This is a genomic window from Salmonella sp. 2018103 (assembly GCF_026247685.1).
GTDB lineage: Bacteria > Pseudomonadota > Gammaproteobacteria > Enterobacterales > Enterobacteriaceae > Salmonella > Salmonella enterica.
Window position 1 is genome coordinate 116,420 of the sequence record NZ_CP111029.1, and the last position, 15,260, is coordinate 131,679.

17 protein-coding genes are annotated in these 15,260 nt (G+C 45.0%); 13 read left to right on the forward strand and 4 right to left on the reverse strand.

What is annotated here, in order from left to right:
- Window positions 1-87: 87 nt before the first annotated feature.
- Both dut and coaBC read right to left on the reverse strand, forming a co-directional pair.
- Window positions 88-546, reverse strand: a complete 459-nt coding sequence (gene dut, locus OLG56_RS00555; RefSeq protein ID WP_000976078.1) for a dUTP diphosphatase — start codon at window positions 544-546, stop codon at window positions 88-90.
- Window positions 524-1,744: a bifunctional phosphopantothenoylcysteine decarboxylase/phosphopantothenate--cysteine ligase CoaBC gene (gene coaBC / locus OLG56_RS00560; protein ID WP_000050107.1), complete on the reverse strand. Its 1,221-nt coding sequence runs from the start codon at window positions 1,742-1,744 to the stop codon at window positions 524-526. Before coaBC ends, dut begins: the two co-directional genes overlap by 23 nt.
- Before the next feature lie 175 nt (window positions 1,745-1,919).
- Here coaBC and radC point away from each other — a divergent pair, with 175 nt between their 5' ends.
- The 4 genes from radC to mutM all read left to right on the forward strand — a co-directional run bounded on the left by radC (window position 1,920) and on the right by mutM (window position 4,134).
- Window positions 1,920-2,585: a RadC family protein gene (radC, locus tag OLG56_RS00565; RefSeq protein WP_000380129.1), complete on the forward strand. Its 666-nt coding sequence runs from the start codon at window positions 1,920-1,922 to the stop codon at window positions 2,583-2,585.
- Window positions 2,586-2,802: 217 nt separating this feature from the next.
- Entirely contained in the window at window positions 2,803-3,039 is a 237-nt protein-coding gene (gene rpmB / locus OLG56_RS00570; RefSeq protein ID WP_001519051.1) for a 50S ribosomal protein L28, read from the forward strand.
- A gap of 20 nt (window positions 3,040-3,059) precedes the next feature.
- Window positions 3,060-3,227, forward strand: a complete 168-nt coding sequence (gene rpmG / locus OLG56_RS00575; RefSeq protein ID WP_001051798.1) for a 50S ribosomal protein L33 — start codon at window positions 3,060-3,062, stop codon at window positions 3,225-3,227.
- Between the two features lie 97 nt (window positions 3,228-3,324).
- Complete coding sequence (gene mutM / locus OLG56_RS00580; RefSeq protein ID WP_001114515.1) at window positions 3,325-4,134, forward strand: bifunctional DNA-formamidopyrimidine glycosylase/DNA-(apurinic or apyrimidinic site) lyase; 810 nt, start codon at window positions 3,325-3,327, stop codon at window positions 4,132-4,134.
- A 27-nt stretch (window positions 4,135-4,161) separates the two neighbouring features.
- Here mutM and coaD read toward each other — a convergent pair whose 3' ends face one another.
- Window positions 4,162-4,641: a pantetheine-phosphate adenylyltransferase gene (coaD, locus tag OLG56_RS00585; RefSeq protein WP_001171884.1), complete on the reverse strand. Its 480-nt coding sequence runs from the start codon at window positions 4,639-4,641 to the stop codon at window positions 4,162-4,164.
- An 8-nt stretch (window positions 4,642-4,649) separates the two neighbouring features.
- Window positions 4,650-5,927 (reverse strand): lipid IV(A) 3-deoxy-D-manno-octulosonic acid transferase, encoded by a 1,278-nt coding sequence (gene waaA, locus OLG56_RS00590; protein ID WP_000891582.1) that lies wholly within the window; start codon window positions 5,925-5,927, stop codon window positions 4,650-4,652.
- Window positions 5,928-6,335: 408 nt separating this feature from the next.
- On the opposite strand from waaA, the gene rfaQ reads away from it, so the two are divergent.
- The 9 genes from rfaQ (at window position 6,336) to waaZ (ending at window position 15,190) form a co-directional block, all read left to right on the forward strand.
- A complete protein-coding gene (gene rfaQ / locus OLG56_RS00595) occupies window positions 6,336-7,406 on the forward strand; it encodes a lipopolysaccharide core heptosyltransferase RfaQ (RefSeq protein ID WP_071787086.1) in 1,071 nt (356 codons plus the stop codon).
- Entirely contained in the window at window positions 7,403-8,527 is a 1,125-nt protein-coding gene (locus OLG56_RS00600) for a glycosyltransferase family 4 protein (protein ID WP_001261579.1), read from the forward strand. Before rfaQ ends, OLG56_RS00600 begins: the two co-directional genes overlap by 4 nt.
- Complete coding sequence (rfaP, locus tag OLG56_RS00605; protein WP_000229823.1) at window positions 8,520-9,317, forward strand: lipopolysaccharide core heptose(I) kinase RfaP; 798 nt, start codon at window positions 8,520-8,522, stop codon at window positions 9,315-9,317. Before OLG56_RS00600 ends, rfaP begins: the two co-directional genes overlap by 8 nt.
- 54 nt (window positions 9,318-9,371) lie before the next feature.
- A complete protein-coding gene (locus OLG56_RS00610; RefSeq protein WP_242548770.1) occupies window positions 9,372-10,295 on the forward strand; it encodes a glycosyltransferase family 52 in 924 nt (307 codons plus the stop codon).
- An 85-nt stretch (window positions 10,296-10,380) separates the two neighbouring features.
- Entirely contained in the window at window positions 10,381-11,460 is a 1,080-nt protein-coding gene (gene waaB / locus OLG56_RS00615) for a lipopolysaccharide 1,6-galactosyltransferase (protein WP_000683988.1), read from the forward strand.
- A 5-nt stretch (window positions 11,461-11,465) separates the two neighbouring features.
- Window positions 11,466-12,479, forward strand: a complete 1,014-nt coding sequence (waaO, locus tag OLG56_RS00620; RefSeq protein ID WP_000088482.1) for a lipopolysaccharide 3-alpha-galactosyltransferase — start codon at window positions 11,466-11,468, stop codon at window positions 12,477-12,479.
- 17 nt (window positions 12,480-12,496) lie between these two features.
- Entirely contained in the window at window positions 12,497-13,510 is a 1,014-nt protein-coding gene (gene rfaJ, locus OLG56_RS00625) for a lipopolysaccharide 1,2-glucosyltransferase RfaJ (protein ID WP_061377048.1), read from the forward strand.
- Window positions 13,511-13,532: 22 nt separating this feature from the next.
- Complete coding sequence (gene rfaY, locus OLG56_RS00630; protein ID WP_000582809.1) at window positions 13,533-14,231, forward strand: lipopolysaccharide core heptose(II) kinase RfaY; 699 nt, start codon at window positions 13,533-13,535, stop codon at window positions 14,229-14,231.
- 149 nt (window positions 14,232-14,380) lie between these two features.
- Window positions 14,381-15,190 (forward strand): 3-deoxy-D-manno-oct-2-ulosonate III transferase WaaZ, encoded by an 810-nt coding sequence (waaZ, locus tag OLG56_RS00635; protein WP_000536017.1) that lies wholly within the window; start codon window positions 14,381-14,383, stop codon window positions 15,188-15,190.
- The last annotated feature ends 70 nt before the right edge of the window (window positions 15,191-15,260 follow it).

Here is a 15,260-nt window from a genome sequence, read left to right on the forward strand (position 1 = left end):
ATAAGCACTTGCCAGGCGAGCACCCACGCTATAACCGCAAACTCAGCGCTTGCGGCAGTATTATGACGTTATGGGGATGCGTAAAATTTACTTACGGCCAGAATGACCGAAGCCGCCCTCGCCACGTTCGGTGGCGTCAAATGCTTCCACCAGATTAAATTCGGCCTGAACGACCGGAACAAACACCATTTGCGCGATACGTTCGCCCGGTTCAATGGTAAAACTGTCCTGACCACGGTTCCAGATCGAAACCATCAGCTGCCCCTGATAATCGGAATCAATCAGCCCGACCAGGTTACCCAGCACGATACCATGTTTATGGCCCAGGCCCGAACGCGGCAACATGACTGCCGCCAGTGATGGATCGGCGATATGAATGGCCAGTCCGGTAGGCACCAACGTTGTTGCGCCAGGCGCCAGTTCTACGGCGTCGTCGAGACAGGCGCGCAGGTCAAGCCCGGCAGAACCAGAAGTAGCATAAGTCGGCAGCGGAAACTGCTGACCAACACGCGGGTCCAGAATCTTAACGTCGATTTTTTTCATCATAACGGGTCACGATCTCGTCGAGTAATAATTGGCCCAGGAGTTCTTTTCGCTCAAGCGGTAAGACTTTATCTCCATCCTGCCAGAAAAGGTGTAAAGCGTTTTTATCGCTATTAAATCCCTGATTTGAAAGTGAAACATCATTTGCACAAATCAGGTCAAGGTTTTTACGGATACGTTTTTGCCGGGCGTATTCTTCCACATTATTCGTTTCCGCGGCAAACCCAACAACATAGGGTCGATTGTCACTGAGCGCGGCCACCCCGGCGACAATGTCCGGGTTTTTGACCATTTTTATTAGTAATTCATCACCTTGCGCCGCCTGTTTTTTGATTTTTTCACTGGCGATAGTCTCTGCGCGATAGTCAGCCACGGCGGCGCAGCTAATGAAAATATGCTGCTGTTGAACGGCGGCCTGAACAGCGGCTTCCATGTCCAGCGCGGTTATGACATCAACCCGTTTTACAAAAGGCGGCGTTGGTAACGAAACGGGACCGGAGACCAGCGTGACATTTGCGCCGCGACGCGCGGCGGCCGCCGCAATAGCGAAGCCCATTTTACCTGAGCTGTGGTTGGAAATATAACGCACCGGGTCGAGCGGTTCGCGCGTCGGGCCTGCCGTAATCATGATATTAAGATGTCGCAGATCGTTGACGGCAGCGAAATGCGCGGCGGCCTTATCAACGATAACTAATGGGTCCAGCATTCGGCCTGGTCCTACATCGCCGCACGCCTGACTGCCGCTATCCGGCCCCCAAATGAACAGGCCGCGAGAGGCGAGCACCTCCAGATTATGTTGCGTGGCGGCAGCGCGGTACATCTGTTGGTTCATGGCCGGAAGAACGGCCACCGGGGCTGGCGTCGCCAGACAGATGGTGGAGACTAAATCATTAGCCATACCCGATGCTACACGGGCGATCAGATCGGCGGTCGCGGGGGCAAGAATCACCAGGTCGGCCCATTTCCCCAACTCGATATGCCCCATCGCGGCTTCGGCGGCAGGGTCAAGCAGACTGTCGGATACGGGATAGCCCGACACTGCCTGTAAGCTCAGGGGGGTAATAAAGGCTTTTGCCGCCTCGGTCATTGCCACGCGCACGTCAGCGCCGCGCTCACGTAAACGGCGCACCAGCTCCGGCGTTTTATACGCAGCGATACCGCCGCTAATGCCGAGAACAATTTTTTTACCGGCCAGGCTCATCATGTCTTTCCTGTTGGGTGACTTTGAAAGGCGGCTATTTTATCACAATCTCTACGGCGTCGTGTCTTTGCCTGCGCTCCACTTTGCGAGGCGCTACGCAAGAACAAAATCGGGGCGTCGATCTCTCCCAAAGGCTGTGCCACTATGCCGCTTCCTTAAAAAAGGAGGTGCGCGTATGGATACGTTGGACGAATTATTACCGCGTGAAAAAATGCTCAGATCCGGCATTGCTTCCCTCAGCGACGTGGAACTGCTGGCGCTTTTTTTACGTACCGGCACGCCGGGAAAAGATGTTATGACGTTGGCAAAAGAGATATTGCAGCACTTTGGGTCACTGTATGGCCTGCTGTCGGCGGACTTTGCGCAGTTTCGCGGCGTAAACGGCATCGGCCTGGCGAAATTCGCGCAGTTGAAAGGCATTGCTGAGCTGGCAAGGCGCTATTACAGCGTGCGCATGAATGAGGAAAGTGCGTTGCTGAGTCCGGAAATGACGCGGGAATTTCTGCAAAGCCAACTGACGGGTGAAGAGCGTGAGATCTTTCTGGTGATCTTCCTCGATGCCCAGCACCGGGTGCTTCAGCACAGCCGCCTGTTTTCCGGCACGCTTAACCACGTAGAGGTGCATCCGCGTGAGATTGTTCGGGAAGCGATTAAACTCAATGCTTCAGCGGTCATTCTGGCGCATAACCACCCTTCAGGCTGCGCAGAGCCAAGTAAAGCAGATAAACTTATCACTGAGCGCGTGATAAAGTGTTGCCAGTTTATGGATATCCGGGTGCTCGATCACCTGATAATTGGGCGCGGAGAGTACGTTTCTTTTGCCGAACGCGGCTGGATTTAAGATTCTTTGCGCGATCCATCGGGATCTTTGTCTGTTCGGGACTTGAGCATATCGCCGGGTCAGCGTATACTACGCCACCTTTGAGAATCTCGGGTTTGGCATTTGGGCCTGGCAATCGAGAGTTCAATAGAACTGCGCGATGACCAGGCTGTAAAGCCTGACGAGGCGCCGATACCCCATACGAAGCTCGAGCTAATTTGATTTTTGGAGAATAGACATGTCCCGAGTCTGCCAAGTTACTGGCAAGCGTCCGGTGACCGGTAACAACCGTTCCCACGCACTGAACGCGACTAAACGCCGTTTCCTGCCTAACCTGCACTCTCACCGTTTCTGGGTTGAGAGCGAGAAGCGTTTTGTCACCCTGCGTGTATCTGCTAAAGGTATGCGTATCATCGATAAAAAAGGCATCGAAACAGTTCTGTCTGAACTGCGTGCCCGTGGCGAAAAGTACTAAGTACTAAGAGGAAATAAGTCATGGCTAAAGGTATTCGTGAGAAAATCAAGCTGGTTTCTTCTGCTGGTACTGGTCACTTCTATACCACTACGAAGAACAAACGTACTAAACCGGAAAAACTGGAACTGAAAAAATTCGATCCAGTTGTCCGTCAGCACGTGATCTACAAAGAAGCGAAAATCAAATAATTCTCGCTTTGATGTAACAAAAACCTCGCTTCGGCGGGGTTTTTTGTTTTCTGGCCGTCCCCATATTAATGAGACCTGCCACACAGCCGGAGACGTTATGCCTGAATTACCCGAAGTTGAAACCAGCCGCCGGGGTATTGAACCCCATTTAGTTGGCGCTACTATCCTGCACGCCCATATCCGTAACGGCCGTCTGCGCTGGCCGGTTTCAGACGAAATTTATCGTCTGAGCGATACACCTGTCCTTAGCGTTCAGCGTCGTGCTAAATATTTACTGCTGGAGCTGCCTGACGGCTGGATAATTATTCACCTGGGGATGTCGGGAAGCTTGCGGATACTGTCGGAAGCGCTGCCGGCGGAAAAGCACGACCATGTCGATTTGGTGATGAGCAATGGCAAAATTCTACGTTATACCGATCCTCGCCGCTTTGGCGCCTGGTTATGGACCAAAGAGCTGGAAGGGCATAACGTACTGGCGCATCTGGGACCGGAGCCGCTAAGCGATGAGTTTAATGGCGAATATTTGCAGCAGAAATGCGCGAAGAAGAAGACGGCGATTAAACCCTGGCTGATGGATAACAAGCTGGTGGTCGGCGTGGGGAATATCTACGCCAGCGAGTCGCTGTTTGCCGCTGGTATTCACCCTGACCGCCTGGCGTCGTCACTCTCGACAGAGGAGTGCGATCTGCTGGCACGGGTGATTAAAGCCGTTTTGCTGCGCTCTATTGAACAAGGCGGGACAACGCTGAAGGATTTTCTGCAAAGCGATGGGAAACCGGGCTATTTTGCGCAGGAGTTGCAGGTGTACGGGCGCAAAGGCGAGCCGTGTCGGGTATGCGGTACGCCGATAGTCGCAACGAAACACGCACAGCGTGCGACGTTCTATTGCCGTCACTGTCAGAAGTAAAATGCCAGGCCCGGCAAGGAAGGAAATTTATTTCAACTTATCCATTAGCGCCTGATGCACATTGTCCGGCAGAAAGTGGGTCACATCGCCCTGATGGCGCGCCACTTCTTTGACCAGCGACGATGAAATAAACGACCACTCTTTGGACGGCATCAGGAAAACGCTTTCCAGTTGCGGCATCAGATGGCGATTCATATGCGCCAACTGCATTTCATATTCAAAATCCGCCACCGCGCGCAGACCACGAATCAGGATATTCGCCTGTCTGTCGCGGGCGAAATTGGCCATCAGGTCGCTAAAGCCCACCACCTCTACGTTACCCAGGTGTGCGGTCGCTTTTTGCGCCAGCGCCACACGTTCGTCCAGGGTGAACATGGGTTTCTTACCGGGGCTGGCGGCGATGGCCAGAATGACATGGTCGAACATCTGCGTTGCGCGCGTCACAATATCGAGATGACCGTTAGTAATCGGATCAAACGTGCCTGGATAAATCGCCCGTTTTTGCATGACAGTCCTCAATGCGTTTTCGGTGGCAGATAAGGTTCCAGCAGTTGCAGCAGACGCTGGAGCGCGCCCTGATTTTGATACAGCACTTCAACTGCGTGACGTCCGTAGAAATTACGATAATCAGCGTCGGTCAGTAAAGAGGAAACTTCTTTTGCCAGCGTAGCCGCATCGGTAATCGTGATAAGTCCGCTCGCCTGATCCAGACGGGCGCAAATATCTTTAAAGTTAAAGGTATGCGGACCCATCAGTACCGGAATCGCATGAGCGGCGGCCTCCAGCGGGTTATGACCGCCGCGTTCAACCAGCGAACCACCAACAAAGGCGAGATCGGCAATGCCATAGAGCAACATTAATTCGCCCATAGTATCGCCTACCACGACCTGGGTGCTGGCGGACGGCACTTCGCCCGAAGAGCGAGTGATGTAGCTTAACCCTGCCTGACGCACAAGATTGATAGCATCCGGGAAACGCTCCGGATGGCGGGGCACCAGAATCAGTAATAAATTCGGGAATTGATGTAATAACGCCTGGTGAGCGGCGATAACGATACTCTCTTCGCCATCGTGGGTGCTGGTGGCAATCCAGACCGGACGGTGCGGCGCCCACTGGCGGCGTAGCGTAACGGCTTTAGCCGCCAGCTGCGGCGTAACTGAAATATCAAATTTCAGACTGCCGGTGACCGTGACCTGATTGTTCTTCGCGCCCAATGCCACAAAGCGTTCGCCATCTTCTTCGTTTTGCGCGGCAATCAGGGTGATACGGCGCAGGAGCGTACGGACAAACTTGCCAAGCTTCGCATAACCCGCGGCGGAGCGGGCGGAAAGCCGCGCATTAGCGATAACCAGCGGAATATGACGTTTGTGTAGCGCAGCAATCAGATTTGGCCAGAGCTCAGTCTCCATGATCAATACCAGCTTAGGATCAATCTTATTGAGGAAACGATTGAGTGCATCGGGCAAATCATAAGGCAAGTAAACGTGCTGAACATCGTTGCCAAAGGCGGACTGGACGCGCTCCGAGCCGGTCGGCGTCATGGTCGTTACGGTAATAGGCAGATCGGGATAGCGATGACGTAGAGCGCGGACCAATGGGATGGCCGCCAGAGTTTCGCCCACCGAGACGGAATGCAGCATGATTCCGCCCGGTTTCAACGGACGGCGGTAGAATCCGTAGCGTTCACCCCAACGTTTACGATAGGCCGGCGCTTTACGTCCACGCACCCAAAGCCGTATCCAGATCAGAGGCTGAATAAGGTAGAGAAGAGCGGTGTAAAGCAATTCGAGCATAGTAAATAGCTGACTTATGGATGTGCTGGGGATTCTATGTATTTAGCCTGGGCTTTACCATTACTTTTCCCATTTTTGCGCCAAATTGGCTCAGAAGCGAGGATTCCAGGCGCTGAACCCCATTATTTTTGCATTTTTACGCAATCCATTGAAATTTGCCGCCCTTGTCGCCCCAGACAATGGGAATGACCATTCACAAGAGAGGGATAAATTATTATCTCTTTGAATTTATAATTAAAAAAATGATTGTGTATAAAAATTATTCGTATCGGATTGCTGCGAAAGAAGTGTTACACTAGCGCATCTAAAATGAGTGCGGTATTAGCCATCGGGTTGCTGTGAAGCCTGGGGCGGTAGCGTGCTTTTTTCTGCTTATTTATCCGGACAATTTCAACCAAAGAGTCGCTTGTGGAAAAGCCATTTCGAAGAATTCTGATTATAAAAATGCGTTTTCATGGAGACATGTTACTTACCACCCCTGTCATCAGTACGCTGAAGCAGAATTATCCCGATGCAAAAATCGATGTGCTTCTTTACCAGAACACCATACCGATATTGTCGGAAAATCCGGAGATTAATGCACTCTACGGCATCAGTAACAAAGGCGCAGGAACAAAAGAGAAGATTAAAAACGCGCTATCGCTAATCAAAAAATTGCGTGCTAACTCGTATGATCTGGTCGTCAATCTCACCGACCAGTGGAGCGTGGCGCTCATTGTGCGTTTTTTAAACGCAAAAACAAAAATCTCGCAGGATTTCGGTAATCGTCAGTCTGCTTTATGGAAAAAGAGCTTTACGCATTTAGTACCTTATGCGGGAGAACATGCTGTTGAGCGCACATTATCCGCGCTAAAGCCGTTAGCGTTAAAACAGTATGTCACGGAAACCACCATGAGCTATCGCCCGGAACATTGGGAAAACATGCGACAACAGCTCAAACAACTTGGTGTGACCCGACAATATGTTGTTATTCAGCCTACGGCACGGCAGCTATTTAAGTGCTGGGATAATGATAAATTCTCGCAGGTTATTGATGCCGTGCAGCGCCGCGGTTATCAGGTTGTACTGACGTCAGGCCCGGCCGCAGACGAGATGGCCTGCGTGGATGCTATTGCACGCGGCTGTGAGACAAAACCGGTTACTGGTCTGGCGGGTAAAACTCGCTTTCCTGAATTGGGCGCGTTGATTGACCATGCGGATCTCTTTATCGGCGTTGATTCGGCCCCTGGCCATATTGCCGCAGCAGTCAAAACGCCGGTTATTTGCCTTTTCGGCGCGACGGATCATGTGTTCTGGCGTCCCTGGACCGACGACATCATTCAGTTTTGGGCAGGAAATTATCAGCCGATGCCTGAACGGCATGAGCTTGATCGTAATAAAAAATACCTTTCCGTGATTCCGGCTGAAGATGTTATCGCCGCGACGGAAAAAATGCTGCCGCATGAGGCACGCACCATAGATTTGGACAGCCTGCTATGAGAGTTGCCTTTTGCTTATATAAATATTTTCCTTTTGGCGGTCTGCAGCGTGATTTTATGCGCATTGCCCAAACCGTGGCGGCGCGAGGGCATCAGGTTCGTGTTTATACTCAGTCATGGGAAGGGGAATGCCCGGATAACTTTGAATTAATCCGCGTGCCGGTTAAATCCCGGACGAACCACGGTCGTAACGCAGAATATTATGCCTGGGTGCAACACCATTTGCGCGACCACCCTGTCGATCGGGTGGTTGGATTCAATAAGATGCCGGGCCTTGATGTGTATTACGCCGCAGACGTGTGTTACGCCGAAAAAGTCGCACAGGAAAAAGGATTTTTCTATCGCCTGACATCACGCTATCGGCATTATGCTGCTTTTGAACGCGCCACGTTTGAACACGGCAAGCCGACGCAACTATTAATGCTGACGAATAAGCAGATTGCTGACTTCCAAAAACATTATCAGACTGAAGCGGAGCGTTTCCATATTCTTCCACCGGGGATTTACCCGGACAGAAAATATAGCCAACAGATCCCAAACAGTCGTCAAATTTATCGTCAGAAAAATGGTATCTCAGAACAGCAAAAATTACTGTTGCAAGTAGGGTCTGACTTTACCCGTAAAGGTGTGGATCGCTCTATTGAAGCGCTGGCATCGCTACCCGAATCTTTACGGCAAAATACGGTGCTCTATGTTGTCGGGCAGGATAAGCCGAAGAAGTTTGCAGCGCTGGCTGAAAGAAGCGGCGTTGGCACGAATGTGCATTTTTTCTCCGGACGTAATGATATCGCGGAGTTAATGGCGGCAGCCGACCTTTTACTGCATCCAGCCTATCAGGAAGCTGCTGGTATTGTTTTGCTGGAAGCCATTACTGCTGGTTTGCCGGTGCTGACAACCGCGGTGTGCGGTTATGCACATTATATTGTGGATGCAAACTGTGGCGAAGCGATGACTGAACCATTCCGCCAGGATGCGCTAAATGAGGTTTTACTCAAAGCGCTGACACAGCCTTCCTTACGCAGCGCCTGGGCTGAAAATGCGCGGTATTATGCTGATACCCAGGATTTATACAGCTTACCGGAGAAGGCCGCAGATATTATTACAGGTGATTTAGATGGTTGAGCTGAAAGCGCCGTTAACCACACTATGGCGCGGTAAAGATGCTTTTGAGGAAGTGAAAACGTTACAGGGCGAAGTGTTCAGAGAGCTGGAGACGCGTCGAACATTGCGGTTTGAGCTGGACGGCAAAAGCTACTTCCTGAAGTGGCATAAAGGCACTTCGCTGAAAGAAATTGTGAAGAACCTGATTTCGTTACGTATGCCTGTTCTGGGCGCTGACAGAGAATGGCACGCCATTCATCGTCTACATGAGCTGGGCGTTGATACGATGCACGGCGTTGGTTTTGGTGAAAAAGGCGTAAACCCGCTAACCAGAACATCATTTATTATCACCGAAGATTTAACGCCTACCATTAGCCTTGAAGACTACTGTGCTGACTGGGCTGTTAATCCACCGGACGCGCAGGTGAAGTGGATGATTATTAAGCGTGTTGCGACTATGGTACGTAAAATGCACGCCGGGGGAATTAACCATCGTGACTGTTATATTTGCCACTTTCTTCTGCATTTACCTTTCACAGGTCGTGAAGAGGATTTAAAAATCTCCGTAATCGACCTGCATCGCGCGCAGATACGTCAGCACGTTCCCCTTCGCTGGCGTGACAAGGATTTAATTGGGCTTTATTTTTCTTCAATGAATATTGGCCTGACTCAGCGAGATATATTCCGGTTTATGCGTGAGTATTTCTCTCTCCCCCTGCGAGAGATTTTGCACAAAGAATCGGGGTTGATTCATCAGGCGGATGTTAAAGCCGCTCGAATTAAAGAAAGAACAATAAGAAAAAATCTTTAATATAAAATTTATATATTTAAATAGCTTAGAGGCTATATGTTTCTATTCATATGCATGACTAATTTGCAATTATTGATTGCACGGTCAATTATAGAAAAAGAGCAGTTGAAAAAAGTTGATGTTTTATTTATTGGCGATGTAGATAACGTAAAAAATCAGTACTATTTAAAAAAAATTCAGCCGTTATGTCGGCACTCAGACATCGTCCCGCAGGTAGCAAAATTTTCGACATTTAAAACGATTCAAAGAACACGGTATGCTAAAAAAATCATGGAAAAGTATGCCAGAGAATATCATACTGTTTTCTTCGCGAATTTTCATGTCCCGCTTATACACCATATTTTATCCTGTATCACTTTTTCTGAAATAAAAACCTTTGATGATGGTACAAATAATATCAATCAGAAAAGTATAATGTATGAAAATAATAATATAAGCGCCACATCGAAGTTAATACGAAAGCTGATGGGGCGTAAATATCATAAAGATGAAATATTAAAGTTAGACGCAAAACATTATACTCTATTTCCTAATAGAACCAACATAATTGAAAAGACCGAAGGAATTATATTGGTACACCATAACGGTCTTCCTGATACGAATAATGGCTTTAAAAAAGTATTATTGGGAACTGTATATACTGATGCGTTAAAAAATAAAGAAGATGAGTGTGTTTTTCTTCAGCATCTTCAGCGGTTTATTAAAAAAGAAGCGGTTGATATATATATTCCTCACCCTCGATATGACTCTCATCAGTTTAATGGTGTATTGAATGTTAGCTCTGAAATGATAGCCGAGGACATTATTTTAGAATATCTGGAGCAAGGGATATCATTAGAGATATATGGATTTAATAGCACAGTTCAGTATAACCTAAATAATATCTCAACTATCAAAAACTATAAAATAACCAGCCCTTTTCTAAAAGATAGCTTTAATCATGGACTGGGGTTCGATTTTAATCAGGTCTCAGTATAAATATAGTGTTGATTGGGTTTGTTCTTACATAATTTTAAAAGTGAAGGAAGCCGAATAACATGAGTGTCAGCAAATGGTGACTTCATTGAAAATAGCATTTATAGGCGAAGCGGTATCTGGTTTTGGAGGGATGGAAACCGTTATTAGCAACGTTATCCATACGTTTGAAAATAGCTCTCCGAAAATCAACTGTGAAATGTTTTTCTTTTGTCGTAATGACAAAATGGATAAAGCATGGCTAAAAGAGATTAAATATGCGCAATCATTCTCAAATATAAAATTAAGTTTTCTTCGTCGAGCTAAGCATGTTTATAATTTTAGTCAGTGGCTGAAAGAAACGTCACCGGATATTGTGATATGTATTGATGTCATCTCATGTCTTTATGCCAATAAAGCACGAAAGAAAAGTGGTAAACAGTTTACTATTTTCTCGTGGCCGCATTTTTCGCTCGACCATAAAAAACATGCAGAATGTATAACGTACGCAGATTATCATCTGGCCATCAGTAGTGGTATTAAAGAACAGATGATGGCACGGGGTATCTCAGCGCAAAATATTAGCGTCGTTTATAATCCTGTCTCTATTAAAACAATCATTGTGCCGTCGCCTGAGCGCGATAAACCCGCTGTATTTCTCTATGTAGGGCGTCTTAAATTTGAAGGACAGAAAAGAGTTAAAGATTTATTTGATGGCTTAGCTCGTACGACAGGGGAATGGCAGCTACATATTATTGGTGATGGCTCAGATTTTGAAAAGTGCCAGGCCTATAGTCGGGAGCTTGGTATTGAGCAGCGTGTGATCTGGTATGGTTGGCAAAGCGAGCCGTGGCAAGTCGTACAGCAAAAAATAAAAAATGTCACCGCGTTACTACTTACCTCTGCATTTGAGGGATTTCCTATGACCCTGCTGGAAGCAATGTCATATGGAATTCCGTGTATTAGTTCTGATTGTATGTCTGGTCCGCGCGATATGATTAAACCCGGCTTGAATGGTGAGCTTTACACCCCGGGGGCTATAGATGATTTTGTAGGACACCTTAATCGCGTTATTTCTGGTGAAGTAAAATATCAGCATGATATTATTCCCGGCACGATTGAGAGATTTTACGATGTGCTATATTTTAAAAATTTTAATAATGCAATATTCTCGAAATTACAAAAGTGATCACTATGAGCAGAAAATATTTTGAAGAAGAAGTCATTCAACAGACTTTAGATTATAACTATGCACAACATAGTGATGCTGATAAATTTAATATAGCTTATGGAATTGATAAAAACTTTCTTTTTGGCTGTGGTGTCTCTATTGCATCGGTTCTCCTCGCTAACCCAGAGAAGGCGTTAGCTTTCCATGTTTTTACCGATTTCTTTGACTCTGAAGACCAGCAGCGATTTGAGGCATTAGCAAAACAGTACGCTACGCAGATTGTTGTTTACCTAATCGACTGTGAGCGCTTAAAATCGCTACCCAGTACCAAAAACTGGACCTATGCAACATACTTTAGATTCATTATCGCCGATTATTTTTCAGATAAAACAGATAGAGTACTTTATCTGGATGCAGATATTGCATGTAAGGGGAGTATTCAGGAACTTATTGATCTTAATTTCGCTGAAAATGAGATTGCGGCTGTCGTTGCTGAAGGCGAGTTGGAATGGTGGACTAAGCGCTCGGTTAGCCTGGCAACACCTGGGCTGGTTTCTGGCTATTTTAATGCCGGTTTTATTTTAATTAACATACCTCTTTGGACCGCAGAAAATATCTCTAAGAAAGCGATTGAAATGCTAAAAGATCCGGAGGTAGTACAGCGCATAACGCACCTTGATCAGGATGTATTAAATATATTGTTAGTGAATAAAGCACGTTTTGTTGATAAAAAATTTAATACACAATTTAGTCTTAACTATGAATTAAAAGATTCAGTTATTAATCCAGTTGATGCTGAGACTGTATTTGTTCATTATATCGGACCAACGAAGCCCTGGCATAGTTGGGGGGCTTATCCTGTGTCACAATATTTTTTACAGGCTAAGAGCAACTCACCATGGTCTCATTGTGCACTTTTAAATCCAGTCACTAGCCATCAGTTACGTTATGCGGCAAAGCATATGTTTAATCAGAAGCATTATACTTCGGGTATAAATTATTATATAGCCTACTTTAAACGTAAACTTCTTGAATAAAACCCATAGGTGATGTAATGGATTCATTTCCTGAGATAGAAATAGCTGAATATAAAGTTTTTGATGAAAGTAATAATAATAATGATGATAACGTATTAAACATTTCTTATGGCGTTGATGAAAACTATCTTGATGGTGTGGGGGTATCAATTGCTTCAGTTGTACTAAACAATAATATCCCGCTCGCTTTTCACATTATTTGTGATTCATACTCTCCGTGTTTTGTAAAATATATAGAGCGTTTAGCCGTACAGCATCACATAAAAATTTCTCTTTATCTTATTAAAGTAGAAAGCCTTGAGGTATTGCCTCAAACTAAAGTATGGTCGAGAGCAATGTATTTTCGTTTATTTGCTTTCGATTATCTCAGCAAGAAGGTAAATACACTACTTTATTTGGATGCCGATGTTGTATGCAAAGGATCTTTGCAAGATCTTCTACAGCTTGATTTGACAGAGAAGATTGCTGCGGTCGTAAAAGATGTTGATTCCATCCAGAATAAGGTAAATGAGAGATTAAGAGCATTTAATTTACAAGGTGGTTATTTTAACTCCGGCGTGGTTTTTGTTAACCTGAAATTATGGAAAGAGAATGCCTTAACCGAAAAGGCATTTTTACTTTTGGCAGGTAAAGAAGCTGACTCTTTTAAATATCCCGATCAGGATGTTTTGAATATTCTCCTACAGGATAAAGTCATTTTTCTCCCACGACCGTATAATACCATTTATACTATCAAAAGTGAGTTGAAAGATAAGTCACATAAAAAGTATAGCAATATAATTAATGATAATACTATTTTAATTCATTATACGGGCGCTACAAAACCATGGCATGCCTGGGCAAATTATCCGTCAGTTATCTATTATAAAAATGCACGGTTGAATTCGCCCTGGAAAGATTCTCCTGCAAAAGATGCGCGTACCATAGTTGAATTTAAGAAGCGATATAAACATCTTCTCGTGCAGGGGCATTATTTTAAAGGCCTTCTGGCTGGAAGCGCATATCTTTATCGTAAACTTTTCCACAAATAATTCCCCTGCCTAAATCTCCATTATGATTATTGAAAAAAAGATTAAAAACTATACTGTCTTTGTCAAAAAAGACGGTGAAAAATACATTGAGATATTTAAAGATTTTCTATCTTATAATCATCAGGTTATTAAAGTCTTCCGTAATATAGAAGATACAAAAGTTGTATTGATTAATACAGACTACGGAAAATATATTCTCAAAGTATTTAGTCCAAAAGTAAAAAATACTGAACGCTTTTTCAAATCGTTAGTAAAAGGGGATTACTACGAAAAGCTTTTTCATCAGACAGATCGTGTGCGGCGTGAAGGGTTTGCGGCGCTTAATGATTTTTACCTGCTGGCGGAAATTAAAACATTACGCTATGTAAAAACATACGTGATGATAATTGAGTATATTGAAGGTATTGAACTTGTTGATATGCCAGAAATTTCTGACGAGGTGAGAGGGAAAATCAAACAGTCGATATATTCTCTGCATCAGCATGGTATGGTTTCGGGCGATCCCCATAAAGGTAACTTTATCCTGCAAGGCAATGAGATCAGAATTATCGATTTGTCCGGAAAAAGACCTTCAAGGCAACGGAAAGCAAAGGATCGTATTGATTTAGAAAGACATTATGGTATCAAAAATAATGTGAGAGATATCGGATTTTACTTATTGATTTATAAGAAAAAACTTCGAAATTTCCTTCGTCGTATTAAGGGTAAGGAAAAGCGCTGATCAATGTAGCACGTTTGGTTTAATTTAAGGGGCTGACTGACTTTTATTTGCTGCAGCGTTATGACATACTTGAGAGAATTTGAGATGTAATATTAGTTATTGAATATAACATTTATTTATAGGTTGCATGATAAACATACGAGTTTTTTATGGGTAGCGTTAATTTCATAACTCACGCCGATGTTCTGCAACTTATTGCGAAAAGAACGGCTGAAGATTGTATTATTTTTCTTTCTGGTCCTACGTCCAGAAAGACGCCGCTGTCCTTGTTACGAATGAAAGATGTCATTGCAGTCAATGGTTCTGTTCAATATTTGCTAAACAATAACGTCAAGCCATTTTTGTACCTTCTGACGGATGTTCGCTTCCTTCATCGCCGGCGCGAAGATTTTTATAACTTTAGCCGTAACAGTCAGTTTACTATCGTCAATCTTGATGTGTACGAACAGGCTTCAGTAGATGATCAAAAATATATTGAAGAAAACTGTTTAATTATTCGCTCCTTTTATCGCCGAGAAAAAGGGGGCTTTTTAAAGAAAATTAAATTTAATATCCTCAAGCGGGTTCATAAAGCATTACTTATTTCAGTTCCTCTTTCGAAAAGAGGACGACTGGCTGGATTTTGCAAGGATATCAGCATCGGCTATTGCTCTTGCCATACTATTGCTTATACCGCTATTCAGGTTGCCTATTCCCTCAAGTATGGCCGTATTATATGTTCTGGGCTTGACTTAACAGGGAGTTGCCCACGTTTCTATGACGAATCTACCAGCCCTATGCCATCTGAGCTTAGTAAAGACCTGTTTAAAATACTGCCATTTTTTACTTTTATGAGAAAAAATGTGAGTGATTTAAATATCTTTAATTTATCAGATGATACTGCAATTCATTACGATATTATTCCATATATTACAGCCTCGGAACTTGAGGATGAAATATATTACGATAAAATTGTCTAGACACTAGATAAATCATTATTTTGCGTTGCTTTGGCACGAATTTCTTTTTCTATAACATTTCTTTTTCTAT